Source organism: Pantoea sp. X-Soil-TKNS-1207 (assembly GCF_059730485.1).
Genome location: NZ_AP035958.1, coordinates 3,966,885 through 3,992,658 on the forward strand (window position 1 = coordinate 3,966,885; position 25,774 = coordinate 3,992,658).

The following is a 25,774-nucleotide window of genomic DNA, read 5'->3' on the forward strand; positions in this document are numbered from 1 at the left end:
CCGCTATTCTACGCATTTTAGCGGGCGGGACTTACCACTTTCGCGAACTGCGCAATCAGAGCGGTTAAATCCCCCTCGACCGCATCAAGGATCGCCGCATGCCAGTCATCACGCTCCAGCGTATCCCACGTCAGCAGGAAACCCGCATGCAGCGCCAGCTGCTCAAAGAAGATACGCTGGGTACGACCATTACCGGCGCGGAATGGATGCAGCACATGGATTTCACAATAGTAATGCGCCAGCCGCGCCACAAACTCATCCTGCTCCAGCAGGGCCAGCCCCTCCTCCTCTTCCAGCGCGCTCATCAGGCTGTTGCCCTCTTTCTCGATATAGGCGCAGTGGCAGTAGGGCGTATCATCGCGCCAGATATCGACGGTTCGTAGCTCCCCCGCCCAGCTGTAGAGATCCTGGAACAACGTGCGATGAATATGGCACAGCCACGGCATACCGCTGTTGCGCGGAGGCAGCTCCAGCGTAGCCAGACGCGCGGCGCTGAACGCCAGTTCCGCTTTACGCAGCTGGGCACTGTCATGAATATCAAGGCGATTTATCAGCACCTGATCGTTGTGCCAGAGATAGGGATCACGTACCGCCAGAGTATTATCCGCCATACTGCCTCCTTAACGAGGTCAGCCGATCTTCGGCTTGTTCAAGCGTGATAGCCGGTTCGCTCAGCGTATAGCCCGCCAGACGACAGCTGGCTTGATAGCTGGCAGCACGGCGCTGTTGCCACAAGGTGGTTTTCTGTTTGTCGGTCAGTTTGCTGGTCATAAAGCCTCCGGCAAGCAATTTGCCCTAAGTATATACCCTAAATAATTCGGGCTGCGGCAAGGTGGCTGCGCGCAACCTGAAGTATGGCGGATATCAGCAGCAAACAGGTGCTTTGCCGGAGTACGGCAGGACGCGCCACGATAAAATGGCGCGTTGATCTATCAGGGAAGAACTTTGGCGGAAAGGATAACAATCGGTTTTGACGGCACATTCTGGTACGGACCCACATCTTTGGTCGGCACCTGGGCAATCTTATCGGCCACATCCATTCCTTTCACAACTTTACCAAACACCGCATAGCCAAAATCACGCTGTCCATGATCCAGGAAGGCGTTATCCGCAACGTTGATAAAGAACTGGCTGGTGGCGCTGTCTTTCTCAGCCGTGCGCGCCATCGAGATGGTGCCACGCTGGTTACGCAGGCCGTTATCCGCCTCGTTTTTAATCGGTGCGTTAGTTTGCTTCTGCTGCATATCCGCAGTGAAACCGCCGCCCTGCAACATAAAGCCAGGGATCACGCGGTGGAAAATGGTGTTGTTGTAGAAACCATTGTTGACGTAGTCGACAAAGTTTTTCACCGAAACCGGGGCTTTCTGGTCATTCAGTTCGAGTTCGATATTGCCCGCAGAAGTGGTGAGCAGCACATGCGTATCGCCTTTCGCCGCAAGAGCCGAAACAGAAACAGATGAGAGCGCTAACAGGGCAACGGCCGCTGTCAAAGTACGTTTAAACATGAAAGATTCCTTACCATGGAGAGCCAGCTCAAAAACGAGATTGATTGTAAAGAGCAAGTTATACAAGAGCCAGCGTTTTACCTTTATTTACGCGCGGTGCCGATCCCCCGCGAATCGCCGTTGCGCAATCATTTGCGTGACATAAATCACACTACTAATGAAATTCGATAACGATATTTCACTCTTTATTTATTACGATCACAGTTGCATTTACACTTCATGACACTTTTTGCCAACTTCGGTACTTAAAAAAGGTCCACAACATGACAAACCGTAATCGCATTGGGCTTACCTGGATAAGCTTTTTCTCTTATGCGTTGACTGGCGCTCTGGTGATTGTGACTGGGATGGTGCTGGACAATATCGCACAGTATTTCCAGTTGCCCATCTCTGAAATGAGCAACACCTTCACATTTCTCAATACCGGTATTCTGGTGGCGGTTTTCCTTAACGCCTGGCTGATGGTGATTGTGCCGTTAAAACGTCAGCTGATTTTTGGCTTTGTGCTGATGATCCTCGCGGTGATTGGCCTGATGACCAGCCACAACCTGGCGGTGTTCTCGCTGTGTATGTTTGTGCTCGGCGTGGTGAGCGGCATTACCATGTCGATCGGCACCTTCCTGATCACCCATCTGTATGACGGCCGTCAGCGCGGTTCGCGCCTGCTGTTTACCGACTCCTTCTTCAGCATGGCCGGTACGCTGTTCCCGATTATCGCCGGCATCCTGCTGGCGCGCGCGCTGCCGTGGTACTGGGTCTACGCCTGTATCGGCGTGATTTACCTCGCCATTTTCGCCCTGACGCTGTGCGTTGAATTCCCGGTGCTGAAAAACAACACCGAAACGCAGGCGGCAGAGAAAGAGAAATGGGGTGTCGGCGTGCTGTTTCTGTCGATAGCGGCGCTGTGCTACATCCTCGGGCAGCTCGGTTTTATCTCCTGGGTGCCGGAGTACGCCACCAAAACTATGGGGATGGATATTGCGGCGGCGGGTCAGCTGGTCGGTAACTTCTGGACCGCGTATATGGTCGGCATGTGGGTGTTCAGCTTCCTGCTGCGCTTCTTCGATCTGCAACGCATCCTAATGGTGCTGGCGGCGCTTGCCACCGTGTTGATGTACTGGTTTGTCAGCACCCGTGACGCCAACATGCTGCACTGGATCATTATGACGCTCGGCTTCAGCTCCAGCGCCATCTACACCACCATCATCACCCTGGGTTCGCTGCAAACCAAAGCCTCGTCACCAAAGCTGGTCAACTTTATCCTGACCTGCGGCACCGTGGGCACCATGCTGACGTTCGTGGTTACGGGGCCGATTGTGGCAAAAGGTGGCGCACATGCGGCACTGGCGACCGCAAACGGACTCTACGCGGTAGTGTTTGTGATGTGTGTACTGCTTGGCTTTGTGACGAAACATCGCCAGCACGGCCATATTACCCAGTAAGTTAAACCGGGCGGACGCCAGTCCGCCCGGCTTTCAGCGCCGAAAGGTCACCGCTTCCGCTTCACCCAGAAAGATCTCGCTACTGGCTGGCTGCGTCGCCGCCACCAGCTTCCCTTTGCGCAATGAATAACGCACCGGCACCTGACGCCGCACCGCATCAAAGCCATTATCCGCAGGCAGGATAATCAGGCTGGCATCTTTACCCACCGCGATGCCGTAATTTTCCAGCCGCAGGGTTTTGGCGCTGTTGGTGGTAATCAGCTGCAACCCGGCATCAATTTGTTCATAACCCATCAACTGGCAGACGTGCAGCCCCATATGCAGCACCTGTAACATGCTGGCGGTGCCGAGCGGATACCAGGGATCGAACACATCATCGTGACCAAAACAGACGTTGATATTGGCGTCCAGCAGCTCCTTCACGCGGGTGATGCCGCGTCGTTTCGGATAGCTGTCGAAACGCCCCTGCAAATGAATATTGACCAGCGGATTGGCGACAAAGTTAATGCCGGACAGACGCAGCAGACGGAACAGCCGCGAGGTGTAGGCGTTGTTATATGAATGCATCGCCGTGGTGTGGCTGGCAGTCACGCGATCGCCCATCCCTTCACGATGGGCCAGCGCCGCCACCGTTTCCACAAAGCGCGACTGCTCATCATCGATTTCGTCGCAGTGCACATCCACCAGCCGGTCATAGCGGCTTGCCAGCGCGAACGCCTTATGCAACGACTCGACGCCATATTCACGGGTGAATTCGTAATGCGGAATGGCGCCCACCACGTCCGCGCCGAGGCGCAGTGCCTCCTCCAGCAACGCTTCCCCATTGGGATAAGAGAGGATGCCCTCCTGCGGAAAGGCGACAATCTGGATATCAATCCACGGCGCCATCTCCGCCTTCACTTCCAGCATGGCTTTTAACGCCGTCAGGCTGGGATCGGAGACATCCACATGGGTACGCACATGCTGGATGCCATTGGCGATTTGCCACTTCAGCGTCTGCTGCGCGCGTTGTTTCACATCCTCATGGCTGAGCAGCGCTTTGCGTTCTGCCCAACGCTCAATGCCTTCAAACAAGGTGCCGGACTGATTCCACGCCGGTTCACCCGCGGTTTGCGTGGTATCCAGGTGAATATGCGGTTCAATAAAGGGCGCACTGGCCAGCCCGCCTTCAGCATCCAGCACGCCTTCCTGCACGCTGTTCTGCACCGACTGCGGAATAATGCGGGCAATTTTTCCCTGTTCGATAGCGATTTGCCACAACCCTTCCTGCCCAGGCAAACGCAGGTTGTTGATCCACTTCAGTGACGTCATAGCCATGCCCTCTCCGGTTGAAACCCAACATCTAAAGCTAGCACGAAAAACTTTATCATTGTCTGAACCTTACGCCTGGTGCCGCGGTGCGATTGAATAATTTACAACCAAATAAAGCACTTACCTATAAAGCCATGTAAAATCAGTCACATACCTCTAAATGAGTATTTAAAGGTGTGCTTGATATGCATCAATGAGTGTGTCCATGCGCGCGTTAAGGTGGCCGCAGATTTCCTTATTTTGAGGCAAGCATGAGCAAGCACAACGTCGTCATTATTGGCAACGGTATGGTTGGCCACCGCTTTATTGAAGAACTGATCGACAAAGCCGATGCAGAGCAATTTGCGATCACCGTTTTTTGTGAAGAACCCAGGGCCGCCTATGACCGTGTCCATCTGTCCGCTTATTTTTCCCATCACACCGCTGAAGAACTGTCGCTGGTGCGCGCAGGCTACTACGAGCAGCATCAGGTCAACCTGCTGCTAGGCGAGCGCGCCATCACCATCAATCGCGAAGAGAAAGTGATTCACGCCAATACCGGCCGCGCGGTGCATTACGACACACTGATCTTCGCTACCGGATCGTATCCGTGGATCCCGCCAATTGAGGGCGCAGAAGGCTGCGATTGCTTTGTCTATCGCACCATTGACGATCTTGACGCCATTGAAGCCTGCGCCAAACGCAGCAAGCGCGGCGCGGTCATCGGCGGCGGCCTGCTCGGGCTGGAAGCCGCCGGGGCGCTGAAAACGCTCGGCATCGAAACCCATGTGATTGAGTTCGCGCCGGTGCTGATGGCGGAACAGCTTGACCGCCAGGGCGGTGAACAGCTGCGCCGTAAGATTGAGCAGATGGGTGTCCATGTGCACACCGGCAAAAATACCCGGCAGATTGTGCACCACAGCCACGGCGGCAAAACCCTGCAATTCGCTGATGACAGCGCGCTGGACGTAGATTTCATCGTGTTCTCTACCGGCATTCGCCCGCAGGATCAGCTGGCAAAACAGTGCGGTTTGCCGCTCGGTCAGCGCGGCGGCATCACGATTGACGATCGCTGCCAGACCCTGGATCCCGCCATTTTTGCCATCGGCGAATGTGCCGCCTGGCAGGGCCGCACCTTTGGCCTGGTAGCTCCGGGCTACAAAATGGCGCAGGTCGCCAGCGATGTACTGCTTGGCCGCGACAACGCCTTCGCCGGGGGCGATATGAGCGCCAAACTCAAGCTGCTGGGCGTTGACGTTGGCGGCATTGGCGATGCGCATGGGCGTACGCCGGGGGCGCGTAGCTATGTCTGGCTCGACGAACAACAGTCAATTTATAAGCGTCTGATCGTCAGTGAAGACAACAAAACGCTGCTTGGCGCGGTGCTGGTTGGCGACACCAGCGACTACGGCAACCTGCTACAGCTGGCTTTGAATGCCATCCCGCTGCCGGAACGGCCGGAACTGCTGATTCTGCCTGCGGGCAGCGGCGAGAAACCGGCCCTCGGCGTTGATGCACTGCCGGACAGCGCGCAAATCTGTTCCTGCTTTGACGTCAGCAAAGGCGACATCGTCAATGCGGTCAACAACGGCTGTCACACCGTGGCGGCGCTGAAAACCACAACCCGCGCAGGCACCGGTTGCGGCGGCTGCATTCCGCTGATCACCCAGGTGCTGAATGCTGAGCTGAGCCGCCAGGGGATCGAGGTGAACAACCATCTGTGCGCCCACTTTCCCTGGTCGCGTCAGGAGCTGTATCACCTGATTCGCGTTGAAGAGATCAAGTCATTTGATGCGCTGCTGGCGAAATACGGTCAGGGCTATGGCTGCGAAGTGTGTAAACCGACGGTCGGTTCGCTGCTGGCCTCGTGCTGGAACGAACACGTATTGCAACCGCAGCTTACCCCGTTGCAGGACAGCAACGACCTGTTCCTCGGCAATATCCAGAAAGACGGTACCTACTCGGTGATCCCACGTTCCGCTGGCGGAGAAATCACCCCGGAAGGATTGGTGGCGATCGGTCATGTGGCGCGTCAGTACAACCTTTACACCAAAATCACCGGCTCGCAGCGCATCGGTCTGTTTGGCGCGCAGCGTGACGATCTGCCCGCCATCTGGTCGCAGCTGATCGCCGCCGGATTTGAAACCGGCCAGGCCTATGCCAAGGCGCTGCGCATGGCCAAAACCTGCGTCGGCAGCACCTGGTGCCGCTACGGCGTTGGCGACAGCCTCGGTTTTGGCATCGAGCTGGAAAATCGCTACAAAGGCATCCGCACCCCGCACAAAATGAAGTTCGGCGTCTCCGGCTGTACCCGTGAATGTGCGGAGGCGCAGGGCAAAGACGTCGGCGTGATCGCCACGGAAAAAGGCTGGAACCTGTACGTGTGCGGCAATGGCGGCATGAAACCACGCCATGCCGACCTGCTGGCCGCCGACCTCGATCACGACACGCTGCTGCGTTATCTCGATCGCTTTATGATGTTCTACATCCGCACCGCCGACCGTCTGCAACGCACCTCGGTGTGGCTGGAAAGCCTGGATGGCGGCATTGATTACCTGCGCAGCGTGATCGTCGATGACAAACTGGGCCTGAACAGCCAACTGGAGAGCGAGCTGGCACGCCTGCGCAGCCTGGTGGCATGCGAATGGGCGGCGACCGTCAGCGAGCCGCAGCAGCAGCGGCACTTCTCCACCTTTATCAACAGCCTCGAACGCGATCCGCTGGTCCAGCACATCAACGTGCGCGATCAACATCGCCCGGCTCGCCCCGAGGAACGTATTGCCGTCACCCTGATTGAGGAGGCCGACGCATGAGCCAGTGGCATTCCGTATGTGAACTGAACCAGATCCTGCCCGCCACCGGCGTGTGCGCGCTGGTGCAGGGGCAGCAAATTGCTATCTTCCGTCCGCGTGATGATGAGCAGCTCTACGCCCTGAGCAATATCGATCCTTTTGCCGACGCCAGCGTGCTGTCACGCGGCATTATCGCCGAGCATCAGCAGGCGTTGTGGGTTGCCAGTCCACTGAAAAAACAGCGTTTCCGTCTGAGCGATGGCCAGTGCCTTGAGGATGAGACGCGCTCGGTGGCGTGCTATCCGGTGCGCGTCAGCCAGGGCCGGGTAGAAGTGTGCGCCTGACAGAATTCCTTCACTTTATGAGACGTCACCATGTTTACTGACACTTTGAATAAATGCGCCGCCAATGCGGCGCGTATTGTGCGCACCGCGCAGCACAGCCCGCTCGCCTTCTGGATCGGCGCGGCGATGGCCGGTGCCTACGTTGGGCTGGCGATCATCCTGATCTTCACCCTCGGCAATCTGGCCGACCCGGCTTACCGCCCGCTTATCATGGGCGCCGCTTTTGGCATTGCCCTGACGCTGGTGATCATCGCCGGTTCCGAGCTGTTTACCGGTCATACCATGTTTCTCACCATCGGCGTGAAAGCGGGCACCATTCGCCACGGCCAGCTGTGGTGCATCCTGCCGCAAACCTGGCTGGGTAATCTGATTGGCTCGGTGCTGGTGGCGCTGATTTACTACTACGCGGCCGGTGCGCTGCTGCCCAACGCCGGTTCGCTGATCCACAGCGCGGCGCTGGCAAAAACCACCCAGACCGCCACGGCGCTGTTCTTTAAGGGTGCGCTGTGCAACTGGCTGGTTTGTCTGGCGATTTGGATGGCGCTGCGCACCGAAGGTACGGCGAAGTTCCTCGCCATCTGGTGGTGCCTGCTGGCGTTTATCGCCTCTGGCTATGAACACTCGGTTGCCAACATGACGGTCTTTGCGCTGTCGTGGTTTGGTCAGCATAATGCCGACCTGACATTACAAGGCATCGGCCACAATCTGCTGTGGGTGACGCTGGGCAACATGTTCTCAGGCATGGTGCTGATGGGCCTCGGTTACTGGTATGCCACGCCGCAGGCGCAACGGCCCCAGACCGAAGCACAGGCCAGCGCACTTAAATCAGCGTAACGCGTTTTACCCGCCCGGTGCGCATAAATGCGTCACTCATTGGTGTGCGTTTTTCTGAACGGTGCGCATAAATGCGTCATTCATTGGCGTGCGTTTTTCAAAACGGTGCGCATAAATGCGCACCCTACATTTGTTGTAGGGTCGCCATTTATGGCGACCTTTGCGCCCCCGGCGGACTTTTTTAGGATGAGCTATGGATTACTTCCCCCTGTTTTGTCGCCTTCAGGGCAAACGTTGTTTGCTGGTCGGCGGCGGTGAGATCGCCGAACGCAAAGCCCGTCTGCTGCTGGAGGCGGGAGCCGATCTGTACGCGGGCGCGCTAACTTTCGCCCCCGTCTTTCAGCAATGGTCACAGCAGGGAAAGGTGACGCTGCTCAATGGCCCTTTTGACGAGCGCTGGCTCGACGACTGCTGGCTGGTGATTGCCGCCACCGATGATGATGCTGTAAATCAGCAGGTGGGCGCCGCAGCAGAGGTACGCCGTATTTTCTGCAATCTGGTGGATGCGCCAGAGCAGGCCAGCGCCATCATGCCATCGATTATCGATCGCTCGCCGTTGATGATCGCCGTCTCTTCCGGCGGTCGCGCGCCGGTGCTGGCGCGCCTGCTGCGCGAGAAACTGGAAGCGATGCTGCCGCAGCATCTCGGCCAGCTGGCAACCCTGGCCGGTTCCCTGCGCGCGCGCGTGAAGGCGCGTTTCGCCAGCATGGCGCAGCGCCGTTATTTCTGGGAGCGCTTCTTTGCCAGCGACCGGCTGGCGCAAACGCTGGCCAATGGCGACCAGCCGCGCGCGGATGCGCTGGTTGATACGCTGTTCGATGCCCCGCTCTCACAACAGGGCGAGGTGGTGCTGGTCGGAGCCGGGCCGGGTGATGCCGGTTTGCTGACGCTTAAAGGGCTACAGCATATTCAGCAGGCGGATGTGGTGGTGTATGACCGCTTAGTGTCTGAGCCGATCCTTAATCTGGTGCGTCGCGATGCCGAGCGTATCTTCGTCGGCAAACGGGCTGGCTATCACTGCCTGCCGCAGTCGGAGATCAACCAGTTGCTGCTGGAGCAGGCGCAGCGTGGTAAGCGCGTGGTGCGACTCAAAGGCGGCGATCCCTTTATTTTTGGCCGCGGCGGCGAGGAGCTGGAGATGCTGGCGCAGCACAACATTCCGTTCAGCGTGGTGCCCGGCATTACGGCGGCATCGGGCTGTGCGGCTTACAGCGGCATTCCGCTTACCCATCGCGACCATGCGCAAAGCGTGCGTTTCGTCACCGGCCATCTGCAACAACATGGCGACATTGAGTGGCAAAAACTGGCGGCGGAGCAGCAGACGCTGGTGTTTTATATGGGGCTGACGCAGGCACCGGAGATTGAGCGGCAACTGTTGCTGCATGGGATGGATGCATCGATGCCGGTGGCACTGGTGCAAAATGGCACCACGCCACAACAGCGCGTGGCGACCGGAACGCTGGGGGAACTGGCGGCGCTGGCGCAGCAGTTTGCCAGTCCGGCATTGATTATCGTTGGCCGGGTGGTGGGCCTGCGTGCGCAGCTGCGCTGGTTCTGATAAAAAAAACGGCGGGTCATCACGACCCGCCGCTCTGATTTTGCCTGCGTTGCCAGTTACGGCTGAGCGACGAAACCTACCGCTTCATACACTTTCTTCAGCGTTTCCTGCGCATGAGCACGGGCTTTAGCCGCGCCATCACGCATCACCTGATTGAGGAAGGCTTCGTCGTTACGATAACGATTGTAACGCTCCTGCAACTCGATCAGCATACCGGAAACCGCGTCGGCGACCGCACCCTTCAGATGGCCATACATCTTGCCTTCGAACTCCTGCTCCAGCTCGGCGATGGTTTTGCCGGTCACGCCAGAGAGAATGTCCAGCAGGTTGGAGACACCCGCTTTCTCTTTGATGTCGTAGCGCACAACAGGCGGCTCCTCGGAGTCGGTCACTGCACGTTTGATCTTCTTGACCACCGATTTCGGATCTTCCAGCAGACCAATCACGTTGTTGCGGTTGTCGTCAGACTTCGACATCTTTTTGGTCGGCTCCAGCAGCGACATGACGCGCGCGCCCGATTTCGGAATGAACGGCTCCGGCACTTTAAAGATGTCGCCATACAGCGAGTTGAAGCGCTGCGCGATATCGCGGCTCAGCTCCAGATGCTGCTTCTGATCTTCGCCCACCGGAACCTGGTTGGTCTGGTACAGCAGGATATCGGCGGCCATCAGCACCGGATAGTCGAACAGACCGGCGTTGATGTTCTCTTCGTAGCGGGCTGATTTGTCTTTGAACTGCGTCATGCGGCTCAGCTCGCCGAAGTAGGCGTAGCAGTTGAGCACCCAGCTCAGCTGAGCGTGCTCCGGTACGTGCGACTGAACAAAGATGGTGCTCTTGTTCGGATCGATGCCACAGGCAAGGTACAGCGCCAGCGTATCCAGCGTGGCCTTGCGCAGTGCAACCGGGTCCTGACGTACGGTAATGGCGTGCAGATCGACGATGCAGTAAATGCAGTGGAAATCATCCTGCATCTGCACCCACTGACGCAGCGCACCCATGTAGTTGCCAATGGTCAGTTCACCGGAAGGCTGGGCGCCGCTGAAAACGATGGGTTTGCTCATGCTTATATCCTGATAATCACAGCCCGAGAGCGGGCAAAAGTTCGTCAAAAGAGTCGAGGGTTAAATCGGGTTGGCTGCTGGCGATCGGCTCGCCATAGTTGTAGCCAAAGGTCATACCGATGTTCGGCACGCCAGCCGCCTGGGCTGCGAGGATATCATTGCGTGAATCACCGACAAACAGCAATTGCTGAGGCAGCACGCCAAATCGTCCCAGTACGAGGAAAATCGCTGCCGGATGCGGCTTTTTCACCACCACATCATCGCCGCCGATAATCAGCGAGAAGTCATCAGCAATCCCCAGCGACGCCAGTAACGGCGCAACAAAGGGCGTCGGTTTGTTGGTCACAATCGCCAACGGCAACCCTTTTTCCGCCAGTTTTGCCAGCGTGGCTTTCACCTGTGGAAACAGCGTGCTGCCTGCTTCCACGGTTTGTGCGTAGTATTTGTCGAACAGCGTCCGTGCATCGCGCTGTTCGTCCTGATGCGGTTCACGCCCCAGCGCCCAGGTCAGCGCCCGGCTCATCATCACGTCCGCGCCATTGCCAATCCAGGTTGAGGCTCGCGCCACGCCCGGCGGCGGTAATTGCAGATCGCCCAGCGCATGGTCGATGGCCTGCGCCAGACCCGGCGCGCTGTCTACCAGCGTGCCGTCCAGGTCAAACGCGATCGCGCGAATATCAGTGAAATGAGCCATTAACTTTCTCCAGTTCGTCGCGCATATCATCGATCACTTTTTTGTAATCCGGGTGACCAAAGATGGCAGAACCGGCGACAAACATATCCGCCCCGGCAGCCGCGATCTGACCGATGTTGTCGATTTTCACGCCGCCGTCCACTTCCAGGCGAATGTCGTAGCCGCTCTGATCGATAATGCGACGCGCCTGGCGCAGTTTATCCAGCGTACCGGGAATGAAGGACTGACCGCCGAAGCCAGGGTTGACCGACATCAGCAGGATGACATCCAGCTTGTCCATCACATAATCGAGGTAGCTAAGCGGCGTCGCCGGGTTGAACACCAGGCCCGCTTTACAGCCGTGTTCTTTGATCAGCTGCAAAGTGCGATCAACATGCAGGCTGGCTTCAGGATGGAAAGTTATATAACTGGCGCCAGCTTTGGCAAACTCAGGGATCAGCGCATCAACCGGTTTGACCATCAGATGGACGTCAATCGGTGCGGTGATGCCGTAATCGCGCAGCGCTTTCAGCACCATCGGCCCCATGGTCAGATTGGGAACAAAGTGGTTATCCATCACATCGAAATGCACCACATCCCCCCCGGCTGCCAGCGCTTTCGCCGTATCTTCACCCAGGCGGGCAAAGTCAGCAGACAGGATTGAAGGGGCCAGTAAAAATTGTTTCATCCGATTCTCCCAATTTTGTGCGCCAGCAAACGCTGGCGTAATGCGTTGGTCGCGGACGAAACAGGCTAGCTAAAAAGCGCCAGCAGTTCGTCGACCTGAGTGCGACCACTTATGCTTCGGCTGATGGAACGCCGGGCTTTGACTACGTGTAAATTCGCATTCCGATACCACTCACGCGTCAGCAGGGTATCGTGGTTGGAAATCAATACCGGAACCTGATTGTCCTGCGCCAACTGCGCCGCCAGCTGCGCCAGATGCTGCTGCTCACGCATACTGAAAGCGTTGGTATGGTAAGCGGTAAAATTGGCCGTCGCCGATAGCGGCGCATACGGCGGATCACAATACACCACCGAGCCGCGATGAGCGCGGTTCAGAGTAACATCGTACGATTCGCAGACAAAGGTCGCCTTTTGCGCCCGCTCGGCAAACCATAGCAGCTCCGCTTCGGGAAAGTAGGGTTTGCGATAACGGCCAAAGGGCACATTAAACTCGCCGCGCAGGTTGTAACGGCACAGGCCGTTGTAGCCATGACGGTTGAGATACAGAAACAGCACCGCACGATGATATTCATCACGGCTGGCGTTGAATGCGACTCGCTGTGCGTAGTAGGTCTCCGCGCAGTTGCCTTCCGGTGTGAATAACTTACGCGCATCGGCGATAAAATCTGCGGTGCGCGTTTTGACGATGTTGTACAGGTTGATCAGGTCACTGTTGATATCCGCCAGATGATAGCGCTCATAATCCATGTTGAGAAACACAGACCCAGCACCAACAAATGGCTCAATCAGACAGTCGCCTTGCGGCAGATGGCGACGGATATCGTCAAGGAGCGGGTATTTGCCTCCGGCCCATTTCAGGAAAGCGCGATTTTTCTTCATGCTGTCGTGGTTATTACATCTTAATTATTGGCTGTGGCGGAACCGACAGCAGATCTGCGCTTAAAACGGGGCCGTAACGTGACGGCCCCACAATGATTATTCGCTCTCTTTCTTCACCTGGCTCAGGGGTTTCACCCACGGATTCTGCGCGCGCACTTCAGCGGGCAGCGAAGAGACCGCGCGTTTGGCTTCTGCTGGCGTCGCATAGGCACCGCTCACCAGCACATACCACGGCTGACCATTACGCGTGGTTTTATAAACGTGATAGCCGCTCAGATTCTGTTTCTGTGCCCAAGCGTTGAGGCTTTCCGCTTTTGACGCTCCGCTCAGTTGCAGCGTGTAGTTCCCTGCTGGCAGAGACTTACTGCTGCCACCGCTGCTGACAGGCGCTGCGTTATGAGACGCTGTCGACTGCGGTTTGCTCTCTTTCACTGCGGGTTTGCTGGTCACCGGCGCTTTATGCGTGGTCGGATGCGTTTCGCGCTGAGTCGTGGCGGCACGCGGTTTTTCTTCACGCGTTACCGGCGGGGAAATCGCTTTGCCGCTGCTGCCGCTCACGGTTGCAGGCGCTGTCGGCAACGAGCTAGCGCCCTGTACACCCTGCGCAGCGTTATCCACCTGGCCCTGCTGGTTGTTCAGCGCGCTGTTAAGATCGCCTGGCAAGGTCACGCGTTGCTGGTTCGCCGGTGTGTCAACCGGAGCAGCCTGAGTTGGGGTGGATGACACGGGTGGCATCGAAATGGATTGTGAATCGCTGCCTGTCGCTGGAGCATTGGCGGCCGTTTGCGGCGCGCTACCTTCCGGCGCTGGCGTTGTGTTCTGCTGGCCACTCATCGAGGTCGAGCCGGAGAGATCGATATTCTTTTCCGAACCGCCAGCCGCTGGAGCAGGCGCAGGGCTGTTGTTGCCTGCCGTGTTTGCTGGCTTGCTATCGTCCGGGCCTTTCAGGGCAGAACCGATACCCAGCACTAACAGCAGCAAAACCAGAATCCCGATACCCATCATCATATGCTGGCGGGAAACCGGTACTTTTACTTTCGGCGCAGACGACGATTTGCGGGGCCGCGTGGGACGGCGGTCACTGGCATCAGGTTTTAACTCGTCTTCCGGTTTAAACTCATCCATTTAGCCTCCTCCGTAAAACGGCACGCATCCCACGTACCGCATCACCACTCTCTTCTTTACCCGTCATATATCAGGTTGCAGCAGCGTTGGCTGCCTTCCTGCAACCCGAATTACTTAGGGTATTATAATGATTTCTGACAATCGTTAATTGCAGCCAGCACCATATCATGTGCCACGCCAGCACGCACTTCAGAGCGACCAATAGCGAGAGGCAGCACCAGGCGCAGCTCGCCCGCCAGCACTTTTTTGTCACGCATCATATGCGGCAGATAATCTTCCGCCGCCATGCTAGCCGGGCCATGCACCGGTAAACCGGCGCGCAGCAGTAACGCGATAATGCGATCGGTATCCGCCGCAGTGAACTGGCCCAGACGTTCAGCCGTTCGCGCAGCCATTACCATGCCAGCGGCAACGGCTTCACCGTGCAGCCAGTTGCCGTAACCCATGTGTGCTTCAATCGCATGACCAAAAGTATGGCCCAGATTGAGCAACGCACGGACGCCGGTCTCGCGTTCATCCGCAGCGACCACTTCAGCCTTCAGCTCGCAGCAGCGGCGAATACAGTAAGCCATGGCTTTTTCATCCAGGGCCAGCAGAGCATCAAGATTTTGCTCCAGCCACTGGAAAAAATCACCATCAAGAATAATGCCGTACTTAATGACTTCCGCCAGGCCAGACGCCAGCTCACGCGGCGGCAGGGTTGCCAGACAATCGGTATCCACTACCACGGACGCGGGCTGATAAAACGCGCCAATCATGTTTTTGCCGAGCGGATGGTTAACGGCGGTTTTGCCGCCAACGGAGGAGTCAACCTGAGAGAGCAGCGTGGTCGGCACCTGAATAAAGCGCACGCCGCGCTGATAGCTGGCCGCAGCAAAGCCGGTTAAGTCACCAATCACACCACCGCCAAGAGCAATCAGGGTGGTATCACGACCATGAGGTTTTTGCAGCAGCGCTGTAAACACCTCATCCATCACCGCCAGGGTTTTGTACTGCTCACCATCGGGCAGGATCACCTGATCCACTTTCACCCCGGCCGCACTCAACAGCGCCGACAACTTATCCAGATAGATCGGTGCCAGTGTCTGGTTGGTGACCAGCATGGCATTGTCGCCTGCCTTCAGCGGCCAAAAAGAAGCCGGATCGTTAAACAGTCCGGCAGCGATGGTGATGGGGTAACTGCGATCCCCCAGTGAGACAGTGATCTTCTCCATGATGACCGATACCTATTGCTAAGCCCTCAGGTGCTGGATCAACTTTTTTCCAGCATATTGATGATCTGATTAGCCACTACTTTCGCACTCTGATCGTCAGTGCGGATAGTGACATCAGCGATCTCTTCATAAAGCGGGTTACGTTCGTCAGCCAGCGCTTCCAGTACTTCGCGCGGCGGCGAGTCAACCTGCAGCAACGGGCGCTTTTTATCACGCTGGGTGCGGGCAAGTTGCTTTTCGATGGTGGTTTCGAGGTATACGACCACACCGCGGGCGGAGAGACGATTACGAGTTTCACGGGATTTGACAGATCCGCCGCCGGTAGCCAGCACAATGCCCTGCTTCTCGGTCAGCTCGTTGATGATCTTTTCTTCGCGATCGCGGAAACCCGCTTCGCCTTCGACGTCAAACACCCAGCCCACATCCGCTCCGGTACGTCGCTCAATTTCCTGATCGGAATCGAAAAATTCCATATTGAGTTGCTGAGCTAACTGACGACCAATAGTGCTTTTGCCGGCACCCATCGGCCCAACCAGAAAGATATTGCGTTTCTCTGCCATTTTGTCGGTATTACTAAGAATTCGTTGATGATACCCCGCGTTCAGCATCTAGCTGGCGGGACAGGAACTGAGACCTCATGAGCGTTAGCAAGAGTCAGACGAAAAATTATCTCAACACTCAAGGCCGTTTGGCAACCGAATAAATTGCCCCCGGCGACCTGGTAATAGGACCGGTCTGTGGTTCGCGAGACGATAACGCACCTCCGCTGTCCCCTTCATATTTCAGGCTGCATCAGTGCTGGCGGCGTTCATTCACCCAAATTGCTTAGTTTTATCAGCTCAGGGAATTCACGCTTTTGCTGCCTTTATGCAACACGAATTATTTTGGGTATAGGTTCTTCTGACGTCAGTATCGCTTGTAACCGACGCCCACGGGGAGGTTTTTATTCCGCGTTTCGTTACACCGTTTTAAAAATCGCTAAACCTTGTATGCTAATTCCTGGCCTGCGTCAACGCAGTTGGCATCACAGAGTGAATTTTCCGCCTTATCCGGCAGTAAGCGCTGCTTCCCTGACCAGTCTGGGGGTGATGAAGATCACTAACTCCTTTTTTTTGTGCTCATCAGTCTGATGCCGAAACAGATTTCCCAGCACCGGCAGTTCACCCAGCCAGGGCACCCGTTGTTCACCCTGAGTTCGTTGCTGCTGGAAAATGCCGCCCAGCGCTAAGGTTTCACCATCCCGCAACGTCACCTGGGTCTCGATTTCCTGTTTATCGATGCTGAGTACCTGGTTTTCGCCGGTATTTAAGCTGCGGCCCGGCATATTCTGGCTCAGCCGCAGTTTCAACTGGATACGCCCGTTACCCAGCACCGTTGGCGTGACCTCCATACCCAGCACCGCCTCTTTAAATTCAATCGCAGTCGCGCCGCTGTTGCCGGATTTCACTTCATAAGGGATCTCCGTTCCCTGTTTGATGGAGGCGGTTTGCTGGTGTGAGGTGAACAGCCGTGGACTGGCGATGATTTCAATCTGGCTTTCCTGCTCCAGCGCGCTTAATTCGAGGTTAAGCAGTTCACCGTTCATCTGCCCCAGCGTCACCCCCATGCGCAAGGCGGGATTGCCCACCGCTAATGGGATCGCCAGTTGAGGATTGCGCAGCGCCTGCATCACCTCTTCCGCAGGCGAAATTCCCCAGCTCACCCCCAGCTCGCGCAGATGCTCCTCGCTGATGGTGACGATATGCGCGGCCAGCTCCACCTGCTCCAGCGGTAAATCCAGCGCCCGCAGCCAGTGGACTGCTGCCTGCAAAGCCTGTGGCGTATCACGCAGCAGCAAACTGTTGGTGCGGCTATCCACGGTAGCACTGCCGCGTGCGGTCAGCAGCGAACGCTCGGATTGCAGGCTACGATAGACGTCACTGACGTTGGCATAGTGGAACGTCACGGTTTGCTGCGCCAGCGCGATATGCTGCTGCTGTTCTTCCCGCTCAGCCTGGGCTTTCTGGTTTTGCCACTGCTGCCAGCTTTCCGGGTAGACCAGCAACACGCCCTCCTCCTGCACCACGCTCAGCCGTGCCAGCTGCGATACCAACCTCAGCGCTCGCTGCCAGTCAACATCCTCCAGCCGCAGGGAGAGTCGTCCTTCTACGCCCGGCGCAATCAGCAGGTTCGTTTGCTGATAATCAGCCAGCGCCTGCAAAATACGCTCCACCGGTGCATCGTCGAATACCAGACTCAGCCGCTGTTCACTGGCGTGCAGCGACAGGCTCAGACACAGCAGCAACATCCCCATCCTGATCCGTGGCATAAAAACCTCCTTTTATTTGTAGTGTCATCTGTTGCGGCGTACAGCTCTGCTCCGCTCGCAAGAGCAGCGCGCGCGCCGACAGTTGCTGCACGCGCCAGGGTGATAAGGGTAAGAGCATCTGTTCCGTCAGCCTGACGCTTTTCCCCTGCGGCGAACGCAGCCAGGCGACATAGCGATGAGGAACGCCGACAATGCCCTGCAATCGCCATCCTTCCGGTGCTGCGACGGCTGCCTGACAAAGCGCGGGAGATCGCGGCTGAAACGGGTCACGCGCCAGCGCTGCGGCGCTGCACCACATCAACAGCAGGAGAGTGCTACTGCGCATCGCCGCTCTCCAGCCATAACTGCGTCACCAGCTCCCCCTGCCCGGCCTGTAACTGGAATCGCTCGGGCACCGGCAGCAGGGTATCCGCCAGTTCGGCAAACAGCGGAATGAATTGATCCCATCCCAGCCTGAGTGAGATGTGCTGAGGCTGGCTTTCCGCTTGCCAGGAATCCAGCTGACTGCCGCGTGCGGCCAGCATGGCTTCCAGCGTGAAGGAGGGAGCGGCAGCCTCGGCAGGCTGCTGTAGCACGCTGATTCCGGCGCGCAGAGCCGCGATGTCGGGCTGTGCCGCAAGCTGCTGCTGACGTTGCTGTTCCTGTTGTGTCAGTTGCCGCAGCTGATGTTCGCGTTCCGCCTGCGCGCGCTGTTGCGGCAGCAGCAGCAACAACCAGCCGAGCGTCAGTACCAGCAAGGAGAGCGCCAGCAACCAGGCGGCGCGCCACGGCAGCCTGAGCTGTATCCAGCGCTCCAGCCACTCATTCACTGCTCACCTCCTGCATCCGTGCGCGCAGGGTAAAACGATAATGTCCATCAGGCTGGCGCTGCACATTCCCCTGACGAATCACCGAAAACAACGGTTGCTGTCCCAGCTGACGGCGAAAATCACTCACTGCCGCCATACCGGATGCCAGCCCCTCCAGCAGCAGCTCACCTTGCCTGCGTTCGACGCGGCTGAGCCACAGCGCTTCCGGCATCAGCTCCGGCAACTGCCGCCAGAATTGCTGCCATGCCAGATGCTGAGACTGACGCGCCTGCTGCCTGCGTTGCGTCAGCAATAACGCATCCCGCTGTTGCAGCAATGCCTGCTGCGCGTGCAGTTGCCGATCCAGCACGCTGATCCGCTGTGACAGCAGATGCTGTTCCGTGCGCTGCTGCTGCCCGACGAGATACCCTCGCCCGCCACACAGCAGCAAAATCATCAGGCTGATGCCCAGCCCGCTCGCCAGCAGCAGCAGCGTGTACTGACGCTGACGCCGCCACCGCTGAACGCGCCAGGGGAGCAAATTAACCGTCAGCATCAGACGTCCTCCGGGCGCAATGCCAGGCCGAGCGCCAGGGCAAACTCGCCATCGCTTTCCGGCAGGGGCAGTTGCAGGTACTGCAACAGAGAGAAGGGATGGATGGCGGCCAGCCCGTCGACTGGCGCGGTGCAGAGCAGCGTCCCGGCCTGAGGAAAGGTTTCCCGCAGATGCGCCAGCGACAACGGTTCGCTACTCGCCCCGGAAGCGGCCGTTGCGCCTGCCAGAGACCACAGCCAGTGATCGCCCAGCGGATGAATCAGCAACGACTGCGGGCAGGGCGGCAAACGTAGCGCCACCTGCGCCAGCGCAAGGTTGCTCAGTTCGAATACATCGGGCTGTAAGCCAGCCTGCTGCAACGGCGTCAGCCATTGCGCAATCACCTCACGGCGCGCCGCGGTGATGCACAACGGCGTTGAGGCCGTGGACGCGCGATAGTCCAGCGCCAGCAGAGCGGGTTCCACCGGAAACAAACGCTGGGCCGATGCCTGTACATAGCGACTGAGCGCCGGTTCGCGCAGCGTGGCTTCCGGCAGAGGGAGCGTGCGTTGCAGCACCAGCTGCGGGGGCAACCCGACGCGCAATGAGAAGCGGTTAGGCAGCTGACGTCGCCACTGCCGGAGCGCGTCCAGCAGGACGGGCGAGGATTGCAGCACGCCGTTTCTTAACGTATCTTGCGGCAGCGCCTGCTGCCACCAGTGTCGGAGTTGCCAGCCATGACGGCGGCGCTGGATACCTGCCGCACAGAATTGCCCGTTCTGGATATCCAACCCAATTTGCCAGCGCTGAAATGCCATGCGCGCGATCTCCTTATCTTTAAAGGGAAAAATGACATAGCCCCTCAGGGATTCGCGTTGCAGCCAGGACACCAGCAACTTGAAGTATGACGGCTATATCAAAGCGTCAGGCTTGCCTTTATACTACCGCGCGATTGTTTATAAACTGCCCAAACGACAACAGATGGGAAATCTCAGGTGAAGTTCGTAAAGTATTTATTAATCCTTGCAGTGTGTTGCATCTTGCTGGGAGCCGGCTCGATTTATGGTTTGTACAAATACATAGAGCCGCAGTTGCCCGACGTAAACACATTGAAAGATGTGCGCCTGCAAACCCCAATGCAGGTCTATAGCGCAGATGGCGAGCTTATCGCCCAGTACGGTGAAAAGCGCCGTGTACCGCTTACCCTGAAACAGATGCCGCCTGAGCTGATCAAAGCGTTTATTGCCACCGAAGATAGCCGTTTCTACGAGCATCACGGTGTCGATCCGGTCGGCATTTTCCGTGCTGCCAGCATCGCGCTGGTTTCCGGCCACGCTTCACAGGGCGCCAGTACCATTACGCAGCAGCTCGCACGTAACTTCTTCCTCAGCCCGGAACGCACGCTGATGCGTAAGATTAAGGAAGCATTCCTTGCGATCCGCATCGAGCAGCTGCTGAGCAAAGATGAGATTCTCGAGCTGTACCTCAACAAAATTTACCTCGGTTACCGCGCCTATGGCGTCGGCGCTGCCGCTCAGGTCTATTTTGGTAAGCCGGTTGATCAGCTGTCGCTGAGTGAGATGGCGATGATTGCTGGCCTGCCGAAAGCGCCGTCCACCTTCAACCCGCTTTACTCACACCAGCGTGCGCTGGCGCGTCGTAATGTGGTGCTGTCGCGTATGCTGGATCAGAATTACATCACCCAGCAGCAGTACGATGACGCGCGCAATACGCCGCTGGTCGCCACGTATCACGGCCCGGAAATCGCCTTCTCCGCCCCGTATCTGAGCGAGATGGTGCGTCAGGAGATGGTGAAACGCTACGGTGACGGTGCCTACGAGGACGGTTACAAGGTTTACACCACCGTGACGCGTCGTTTGCAGGAAGCGGCTCAGCAGGCGGTGCGCAATAACGTGCTCGCCTATGATATGCGCCACGGCTACCGCGGCCCGACCAACGTGCTGTGGAAAGTGGGCGAAGCCAGCTGGGATCAAACCCGCATCCTGAACGCGCTGAAAGACCTGCCGTTATACGGTCCGCTTATTCCGGCGGTGGTGACCAACGCCAGCAATGACGAAGCGACTGCGGTGCTGAAAGATGGCAGCAGCGTCTCCCTGACCATGGCGGGCGTGCGCTGGGCGCGGGCTTACAAATCCGACATGCTGCAAGGCCCGACGCCACGTAGCGTGACGCAGGTGTTGCAGGCTGGTCAGCAGATCTGGGTACGCAAAGTCGATAACGACTGGTGGCTGGGCCAGGTACCGGCCGTGAACTCCGCGCTGGTATCGCTTAACCCGGAAGATGGTGCGGTACGCGCGCTGGTCGGTGGCTTTGACTTTAACCAGAGCATGTTCAACCGCGCGACCCAGGCGCTGCGTCAGGTTGGCTCCAACATCAAGCCATTCCTCTACACCGCCGCTATGGACCGTGGGCTGACCCTCGCTTCGATTCTGAACGACGTACCGATTTCGCGCTGGGATGCCGGTGCGGGCGCCGACTGGCGTCCGAAAAACTCACCGCCAACCTATGACGGTCCGATTCGTCTGCGTCAGGGCTTAGGCCAGTCGAAAAACGTGGTAATGGTGCGTGCTATGCGTGCCATGGGCGTCGATTACGCTGCACAATATCTGCAACGTTTCGGCTTCCCGGCGCAGAACATCATCCACACCGAATCGCTGGCGCTGGGTGCCGCTTCCTTCACTCCGATGCAGGTCGCACGCGGTTACTCGGTGATGGCCAACGGCGGCTTCCTGATCGATCCTTACTTCATTACCAAAATTGAGAACGAACAGGGCGCCACGGTATTCGAAGAGAAACCGAAAATCGCCTGCCCGCAGTGCAATCTGCCGGTGATTTACGGCGATACGCAGAAATCGGTCGCGCTGAATGAAGAGAGTGTCGAAAACGTCGCGGTTTCCGATCAGGCGCAGAACCAGACGGTGCCGCAGCCAGAACTGGAGCAGGTGCCAGCCCAGCCGCAACCGGCAGGGGATCAGCAGTATGCACCGCACGTCATCAACACGCCGCTGTCATTCCTGATCAAGAGCGCGCTGAACAGCAATATCTTCGGTGAACCAGGCTGGATGGGAACGGGCTGGCGCGCTGGCCGTGACCTGAAACGTAACGACATCGGCGGCAAAACCGGTACGACCAACAGCTCGAAAGATGCCTGGTTCTCCGGTTACGGCCCTGGCGTAGTGACGTCGGTATGGATCGGTTTCGATGATTCACGCGCGCTGGGTCGCTCTACCGTTTCCGGTGCGATTCCGGATCAAATCTCCGGCTATGAAGGCGGCGCGAAGAGTGCGCAACCGGCGTGGGATGATTATATGAAAACCGCGCTGGATGGCGTGCCGCCGCAACCGCTGACGCCGCCTGATGGCGTGGTGACGGTGACGATTGATCGCAGCACCGGCAAGCTGGCAAACGGTAGCGGCAATACCCGTCAGGAGTATTTCATCAACGGCACGCAGCCGACGGAATACTCGGTGCATGATGTGGGCACCACCATTATGGACAACGGGCAGAGTCACGAACTGTTCTAAGCAAAAAAGCCGGCAATCGCCGGCTTTTTTATTTGCAGCCAATCTTAGTAGCTGATGCGCCCTTGCTTCACCAGCCATTCGCGTACCAGGAACAACGCACTGACGTTGCGTGCCTCGCGAAAGTCCGGTTCATCCAGCAAAGCCAGCAGGTTGTTCAGCGGCCAGCGGCGCACAATCAGCGGCTCCGGCTCATCCCCTTCCAGCTTCTCTTCATATAAGCCTTCAGCCACCACGATATTCATCTTGCTGGAGAAATAAGAGGGCGCCATGGTGAGTTTGCCCAGCGTTTCCAGTTTGGTCGCGCCAAAACCGGCTTCCTCTTTCAGCTCACGGTCAGCCGCTTCGAACGCGCTTTCACCGGGATCGATCAAACCTTTCGGGAAGCCCAGCTCGTAGCTTTCCAGCCCGACGGCATACTCCTCAATCAGGATCACATCCTCGCCGAGGATGGGCACAATCATCACCGCTTCGCGATCGGAAGGTTTCATACGTTCGTAAACCCGACGCGCGCCATTGCTGAAAGCGAGATCGACAGCTTCGATGGTAAATAACCGGGAGCGGGCCACCGCTTCCACGTTGAGGATGTCAGGTTTTTTCTGTGGAGTTTTCATATCAGCCTCAAACTTTGCACGACCTTGTGATGCGATAATGCCAGCATCGGCACAGCATACCGAAGCCCGGAGAAATGTGCGACACGCAGTGTACGCAAACTATGCCGTCACCTATTTGCTTATCGCTATCCACAACCTATTGTTATCGTTACGGGTAAATTCTCACAATAAGTCAACCGAAGGCCGATAAATTCAGAAAATACCGATATTTAATTGAGTCAGCACCCGATACCATCCCGATAAGGAATAATCTAATAATTTCTAATCCAATGATTTTGCGCGTTATTTTATCTGACATTTCACTTGTCAGAATGACATCAGCTCGCCAAAATTGACCTGTATTGATCATTCATCGGGAGCAGATCATTAACGTGAAGGCCGTTTTTGGGCTGAATTGAGCAGAGCATGAGCACAATTATCATCATTCTGGCCATCGTAATGGCTTGCTCAATGCTGGCGGGCATAGGTTACTGGTACGCTATGCGGCATCGTCCGCCGTTGGCGAAACCGCTGCCGTTCATAAGTCCGCCCTGCCGCAAACTCACTGACGAAGAACGCATTGCTGTTGAAAAATATATTGCCGCGCTGACGAAACAGCGCCAGCAGGCTGGCGTACAGCCCGGCAAAAAACAGCGTGAACCTGAAGGTCTGACGCTGACCGCGCAAAGCAACAATGTCTATCCCGTTACCCGCGCCATTACCCGTTATGGCCTGTCGACTGATGACCCGCATAAATGGCGTTACTATCTTGATGCCGTCGAAGTCCACCTGCCGCCGCTGTGGGAACAGTACATCGCCGATGAAAACTACGTTGAACTGATCCGCACCCAGACGCTGCCGTTGGTGATCTCACTGAATGGTCATTCGCTGGTGAACTACACGGTTGAGCAACCTGCCCTGCCGCCGCTGGTACGCTCGATGTCGACCAATGCCTCGATTCGCAAAGAAGAGAGTGAAAACGTCGAGTTATTGCAGGTGCGTAAAGAGACGCCGGAGGAGTATGCGCTATCACGCCCCGATGGCACGCGTGAAGCCGCCACCATCTGTTTTGCGTTCCTGCTGTTCTTCTTAAGCCTGGTGCTGCCCGGCAGCATGATGGTGTGGATCGCCCTGCTTGGCTGCGCGATGATTGCCGTCAGCCTGTGGTTCCTGTACCGCTTCCCCGGTGAGAAGGGTCTGCGTGAAGTCCATTGCCTGCGCGGCGCGCCGAAACGCTGGGGCCTGTTTGGCGAATCGAATCAGGAGCAGAGCAATATCTCGCTCGGCATTATCGATTTGATCTACCCGCCACACTGGCAGCCCTACGTGGCGCATGATTTAGGCCAGGTCACGGATGTCGAAATCTATCTGAACCGTCAGGTGGTGCGTCAGGGACGTTTTCTGTCGTTGCAGGATGAAGTGCGCAACTTCCCGGTACAGCGCTGGCGTAAAAATCTGGTGCTGGCCTGCGGTTCGCTGCTGGTGCTGGTGATGCTGGTCAGCTGGATTCCACTGAGTATGCCGATCAAACTCAGCCTCGCATGGGTGAAGGGCACCGAAAGCCTGGAAGTGAACAGCGTCGATAAACTGAACGCGATGCCGCTGCATATTGGCGATAGCCTGAAGGTGAGCGGCACCGGCATGTGTTCCGTGCCGGGCAACTACCAGAGCAACCGCAGCTATGCCTATATGCCGTTCGATTGTTCGGCCGTTTACTGGAACAACGCCACGCCGTTGCCACAACCTCAGTCGGATATTATCGATAAAGCCTCAGCGCTGCTCGACACCACCACGCGCCAGCTGCATCCCGAAACCAACACCGATCCCAAGCTCAACCCGCAGCTGGCTTCGGCGATTCAGAAGTCGGGCATGATTCTGCTGGATGATTTCTCCGATCTGGTACTGAAAACCCAGGATCTGTGCAGCCAGCAGCAGGATTGTGTTCGTCTGAAAAACGCGCTGGTTAACCTTGGCAATGCTAAAGACTGGGACACGCTGATTCACCGTGCGGATTCCGGTCGTCTCAATGGCATGAACGTATTGCTGCGACCGGTAAGCGCCGAAGCGCTGGAAAACCTCGTTAACACTGCGACCTCGACATTCTTCTCGCGTGAAACCCGTCGTGCGGCGGAAAACCTCAACAGCCCGCCGCCGGGCGGCTTTCTGATTATCAGTGATGAAGGTCGCCAGCTGGTGAACCAGCCGCAACCCACGGTGGCGCTGTTCGATCTGGATGCGCCGTCACAATGGCGCGAGCTGCAACGTATGTCGGCGATGCTGCTGCACACGCCGTTCGCCGCCAGCGGTATCATCACCAGCATCACCACCGATGCCAACGGCACCCGCCATATCGCCCTGCATAATGAGCCAGACGCCATGGCGCAATGGCGCTATCTCGGCACCGCGTTGCTGATGGTGGTGCTGATCGCCTGCGCGCTGATTAACGGCCTGCTGGCGCTGCGCCGCGTGCACCGCAATCGCCTGCGAATGGCTGAGATCCAGCAGTATTACGACAAATGTTTTAACCACAATCTGAGCACTATGCAGAGCGTGCGTTCACTGTTCTGAGCCTTCCCCTTCTGTGCTACCCTGTCGCCCTGTTTT

At 57.3% G+C, this 25,774-nt stretch carries 24 protein-coding genes; 7 read left to right on the top strand and 17 right to left on the bottom strand.

From position 1 onward, the window contains the following. Nucleotides 1-17 precede the first annotated feature (17 nt). From AC6I8V_RS18520 to ppiA, 3 genes are all read right to left on the bottom strand, one after another. Nucleotides 18-611 (bottom strand): putative adenosine monophosphate-protein transferase Fic, encoded by a 594-nt coding sequence (locus AC6I8V_RS18520; protein ID WP_497843635.1) that lies wholly within the window; start codon nt 609-611, stop codon nt 18-20. Beyond that, nucleotides 601-771, bottom strand: a complete 171-nt coding sequence (locus tag AC6I8V_RS18525; protein WP_497843636.1) for a YhfG family protein — start codon at nt 769-771, stop codon at nt 601-603. The genes AC6I8V_RS18520 and AC6I8V_RS18525 overlap by 11 nt, the downstream gene beginning before the upstream one ends. Before the next feature lie 161 nt (nt 772-932). After that, nucleotides 933-1,505 carry a peptidylprolyl isomerase A gene (gene ppiA / locus AC6I8V_RS18530; RefSeq protein WP_497843637.1) on the bottom strand — a complete coding sequence of 191 codons (573 nt, stop codon included), beginning with the start codon at nt 1,503-1,505 and terminating at the stop codon, nt 933-935. 263 nt (nt 1,506-1,768) lie between these two features. Between ppiA and tsgA the strand changes: the two genes are divergently transcribed. After that, complete coding sequence (tsgA, locus tag AC6I8V_RS18535; RefSeq protein WP_497843638.1) at nt 1,769-2,947, top strand: MFS transporter TsgA; 1,179 nt, start codon at nt 1,769-1,771, stop codon at nt 2,945-2,947. Nucleotides 2,948-2,980: 33 nt separating this feature from the next. On the opposite strand, the gene AC6I8V_RS18540 is transcribed toward tsgA, so the two are convergent. After that, on the bottom strand, nt 2,981-4,258 hold the full coding sequence (locus AC6I8V_RS18540) for a cytosine deaminase (RefSeq protein ID WP_497845881.1): 1,278 nt from the start codon (nt 4,256-4,258) through the stop codon (nt 2,981-2,983). A gap of 251 nt (nt 4,259-4,509) precedes the next feature. On the opposite strand from AC6I8V_RS18540, the gene nirB reads away from it, so the two are divergent. The 4 genes from nirB to cysG all read left to right on the top strand — a co-directional run bounded on the left by nirB (nt 4,510) and on the right by cysG (nt 9,765). Further along, complete coding sequence (gene nirB / locus AC6I8V_RS18545; RefSeq protein WP_497843639.1) at nt 4,510-7,050, top strand: nitrite reductase large subunit NirB; 2,541 nt, start codon at nt 4,510-4,512, stop codon at nt 7,048-7,050. Then, a complete protein-coding gene (nirD, locus tag AC6I8V_RS18550) occupies nt 7,047-7,373 on the top strand; it encodes a nitrite reductase small subunit NirD (RefSeq protein WP_497843640.1) in 327 nt (108 codons plus the stop codon). Before nirB ends, nirD begins: the two co-directional genes overlap by 4 nt. A gap of 30 nt (nt 7,374-7,403) precedes the next feature. Then, nucleotides 7,404-8,207, top strand: coding sequence for a nitrite transporter NirC (gene nirC, locus AC6I8V_RS18555; protein WP_497843641.1), 804 nt, complete (start codon nt 7,404-7,406; stop codon nt 8,205-8,207). Nucleotides 8,208-8,400: 193 nt separating this feature from the next. Next, nucleotides 8,401-9,765 carry a siroheme synthase CysG gene (gene cysG, locus AC6I8V_RS18560; protein ID WP_497843642.1) on the top strand — a complete coding sequence of 455 codons (1,365 nt, stop codon included), beginning with the start codon at nt 8,401-8,403 and terminating at the stop codon, nt 9,763-9,765. Between the two features lie 56 nt (nt 9,766-9,821). On the opposite strand, the gene trpS is transcribed toward cysG, so the two are convergent. The 12 genes from trpS to pilM all read right to left on the bottom strand — a co-directional run bounded on the left by trpS (nt 9,822) and on the right by pilM (nt 19,853). Further along, complete coding sequence (gene trpS / locus AC6I8V_RS18565; protein ID WP_497843643.1) at nt 9,822-10,826, bottom strand: tryptophan--tRNA ligase; 1,005 nt, start codon at nt 10,824-10,826, stop codon at nt 9,822-9,824. A gap of 16 nt (nt 10,827-10,842) precedes the next feature. Then, a complete protein-coding gene (locus AC6I8V_RS18570; RefSeq protein WP_497843644.1) occupies nt 10,843-11,520 on the bottom strand; it encodes a phosphoglycolate phosphatase in 678 nt (225 codons plus the stop codon). Continuing rightward, nucleotides 11,504-12,187, bottom strand: a complete 684-nt coding sequence (gene rpe / locus AC6I8V_RS18575) for a ribulose-phosphate 3-epimerase (protein ID WP_497843645.1) — start codon at nt 12,185-12,187, stop codon at nt 11,504-11,506. The genes AC6I8V_RS18570 and rpe overlap by 17 nt, the downstream gene beginning before the upstream one ends. A gap of 65 nt (nt 12,188-12,252) precedes the next feature. Continuing rightward, on the bottom strand, nt 12,253-13,065 hold the full coding sequence (gene dam, locus AC6I8V_RS18580) for an adenine-specific DNA-methyltransferase (RefSeq protein WP_497843646.1): 813 nt from the start codon (nt 13,063-13,065) through the stop codon (nt 12,253-12,255). Nucleotides 13,066-13,161: 96 nt separating this feature from the next. Beyond that, nucleotides 13,162-14,190, bottom strand: a complete 1,029-nt coding sequence (locus tag AC6I8V_RS18585) for an SPOR domain-containing protein (RefSeq protein ID WP_497843647.1) — start codon at nt 14,188-14,190, stop codon at nt 13,162-13,164. Nucleotides 14,191-14,312: 122 nt separating this feature from the next. Further along, nucleotides 14,313-15,404 (bottom strand): 3-dehydroquinate synthase, encoded by a 1,092-nt coding sequence (gene aroB / locus AC6I8V_RS18590; protein ID WP_497843648.1) that lies wholly within the window; start codon nt 15,402-15,404, stop codon nt 14,313-14,315. Between the two features lie 38 nt (nt 15,405-15,442). Further along, on the bottom strand, nt 15,443-15,964 hold the full coding sequence (gene aroK / locus AC6I8V_RS18595; RefSeq protein ID WP_021184842.1) for a shikimate kinase AroK: 522 nt from the start codon (nt 15,962-15,964) through the stop codon (nt 15,443-15,445). A 485-nt stretch (nt 15,965-16,449) separates the two neighbouring features. Next, nucleotides 16,450-17,712, bottom strand: coding sequence for a DNA uptake porin HofQ (gene hofQ / locus AC6I8V_RS18600; RefSeq protein WP_497843649.1), 1,263 nt, complete (start codon nt 17,710-17,712; stop codon nt 16,450-16,452). Then, complete coding sequence (locus AC6I8V_RS18605; RefSeq protein ID WP_497843650.1) at nt 17,651-18,037, bottom strand: HofP DNA utilization family protein; 387 nt, start codon at nt 18,035-18,037, stop codon at nt 17,651-17,653. The genes hofQ and AC6I8V_RS18605 overlap by 62 nt, the downstream gene beginning before the upstream one ends. Then, a complete protein-coding gene (locus AC6I8V_RS18610; protein ID WP_497843651.1) occupies nt 18,027-18,521 on the bottom strand; it encodes a HofO family protein in 495 nt (164 codons plus the stop codon). The genes AC6I8V_RS18605 and AC6I8V_RS18610 overlap by 11 nt, the downstream gene beginning before the upstream one ends. After that, nucleotides 18,514-19,056 (bottom strand): PilN domain-containing protein, encoded by a 543-nt coding sequence (locus AC6I8V_RS18615; protein WP_497843652.1) that lies wholly within the window; start codon nt 19,054-19,056, stop codon nt 18,514-18,516. The genes AC6I8V_RS18610 and AC6I8V_RS18615 overlap by 8 nt, the downstream gene beginning before the upstream one ends. Beyond that, nucleotides 19,056-19,853, bottom strand: coding sequence for a pilus assembly protein PilM (gene pilM / locus AC6I8V_RS18620; RefSeq protein ID WP_497843653.1), 798 nt, complete (start codon nt 19,851-19,853; stop codon nt 19,056-19,058). Before pilM ends, AC6I8V_RS18615 begins: the two co-directional genes overlap by 1 nt. A gap of 177 nt (nt 19,854-20,030) precedes the next feature. On the opposite strand from pilM, the gene mrcA reads away from it, so the two are divergent. Beyond that, nucleotides 20,031-22,580: a peptidoglycan glycosyltransferase/peptidoglycan DD-transpeptidase MrcA gene (gene mrcA / locus AC6I8V_RS18625; RefSeq protein WP_497843654.1), complete on the top strand. Its 2,550-nt coding sequence runs from the start codon at nt 20,031-20,033 to the stop codon at nt 22,578-22,580. 44 nt (nt 22,581-22,624) lie between these two features. On the opposite strand, the gene nudE is transcribed toward mrcA, so the two are convergent. Then, nucleotides 22,625-23,191, bottom strand: a complete 567-nt coding sequence (gene nudE, locus AC6I8V_RS18630; protein WP_497843655.1) for an ADP compounds hydrolase NudE — start codon at nt 23,189-23,191, stop codon at nt 22,625-22,627. 405 nt (nt 23,192-23,596) lie between these two features. Here nudE and AC6I8V_RS18635 point away from each other — a divergent pair, with 405 nt between their 5' ends. After that, a complete protein-coding gene (locus AC6I8V_RS18635; protein ID WP_497843656.1) occupies nt 23,597-25,738 on the top strand; it encodes an intracellular growth attenuator family protein in 2,142 nt (713 codons plus the stop codon). The last annotated feature ends 36 nt before the right edge of the window (nt 25,739-25,774 follow it).

Bases quoted from the DNA above. Each gene is read 5' to 3' on its own strand.
- nirC (WP_497843641.1), top strand. From the start codon at position 7,404: ATGTTTACTGACACTTTGAATAAATGCGCCGCCAATGCGGCGCGTATT.
- ppiA (WP_497843637.1), bottom strand. From the start codon at position 1,505: ATGTTTAAACGTACTTTGACAGCGGCCGTTGCCCTGTTAGCGCTCTCA.
- nirB (WP_497843639.1), top strand. From the start codon at position 4,510: ATGAGCAAGCACAACGTCGTCATTATTGGCAACGGTATGGTTGGCCAC.
- AC6I8V_RS18525 (WP_497843636.1), bottom strand. From the start codon at position 771: ATGACCAGCAAACTGACCGACAAACAGAAAACCACCTTGTGGCAACAG.
- aroK (WP_021184842.1), bottom strand. From the start codon at position 15,964: ATGGCAGAGAAACGCAATATCTTTCTGGTTGGGCCGATGGGTGCCGGC.
- AC6I8V_RS18615 (WP_497843652.1), bottom strand. From the start codon at position 19,056: ATGCTGACGGTTAATTTGCTCCCCTGGCGCGTTCAGCGGTGGCGGCGT.
- pilM (WP_497843653.1), bottom strand. From the start codon at position 19,853: ATGGCATTTCAGCGCTGGCAAATTGGGTTGGATATCCAGAACGGGCAA.
- rpe (WP_497843645.1), bottom strand. From the start codon at position 12,187: ATGAAACAATTTTTACTGGCCCCTTCAATCCTGTCTGCTGACTTTGCC.
- nudE (WP_497843655.1), bottom strand. From the start codon at position 23,191: ATGAAAACTCCACAGAAAAAACCTGACATCCTCAACGTGGAAGCGGTG.
- dam (WP_497843646.1), bottom strand. From the start codon at position 13,065: ATGAAGAAAAATCGCGCTTTCCTGAAATGGGCCGGAGGCAAATACCCG.
- AC6I8V_RS18605 (WP_497843650.1), bottom strand. From the start codon at position 18,037: ATGCGCAGTAGCACTCTCCTGCTGTTGATGTGGTGCAGCGCCGCAGCG.
- trpS (WP_497843643.1), bottom strand. From the start codon at position 10,826: ATGAGCAAACCCATCGTTTTCAGCGGCGCCCAGCCTTCCGGTGAACTG.
- AC6I8V_RS18540 (WP_497845881.1), bottom strand. From the start codon at position 4,258: ATGACGTCACTGAAGTGGATCAACAACCTGCGTTTGCCTGGGCAGGAA.
- AC6I8V_RS18520 (WP_497843635.1), bottom strand. From the start codon at position 611: ATGGCGGATAATACTCTGGCGGTACGTGATCCCTATCTCTGGCACAAC.
- hofQ (WP_497843649.1), bottom strand. From the start codon at position 17,712: ATGCCACGGATCAGGATGGGGATGTTGCTGCTGTGTCTGAGCCTGTCG.
- AC6I8V_RS18635 (WP_497843656.1), top strand. From the start codon at position 23,597: ATGAGCACAATTATCATCATTCTGGCCATCGTAATGGCTTGCTCAATG.
- aroB (WP_497843648.1), bottom strand. From the start codon at position 15,404: ATGGAGAAGATCACTGTCTCACTGGGGGATCGCAGTTACCCCATCACC.
- AC6I8V_RS18585 (WP_497843647.1), bottom strand. From the start codon at position 14,190: ATGGATGAGTTTAAACCGGAAGACGAGTTAAAACCTGATGCCAGTGAC.
- nirD (WP_497843640.1), top strand. From the start codon at position 7,047: ATGAGCCAGTGGCATTCCGTATGTGAACTGAACCAGATCCTGCCCGCC.
- tsgA (WP_497843638.1), top strand. From the start codon at position 1,769: ATGACAAACCGTAATCGCATTGGGCTTACCTGGATAAGCTTTTTCTCT.
- cysG (WP_497843642.1), top strand. From the start codon at position 8,401: ATGGATTACTTCCCCCTGTTTTGTCGCCTTCAGGGCAAACGTTGTTTG.
- AC6I8V_RS18570 (WP_497843644.1), bottom strand. From the start codon at position 11,520: ATGGCTCATTTCACTGATATTCGCGCGATCGCGTTTGACCTGGACGGC.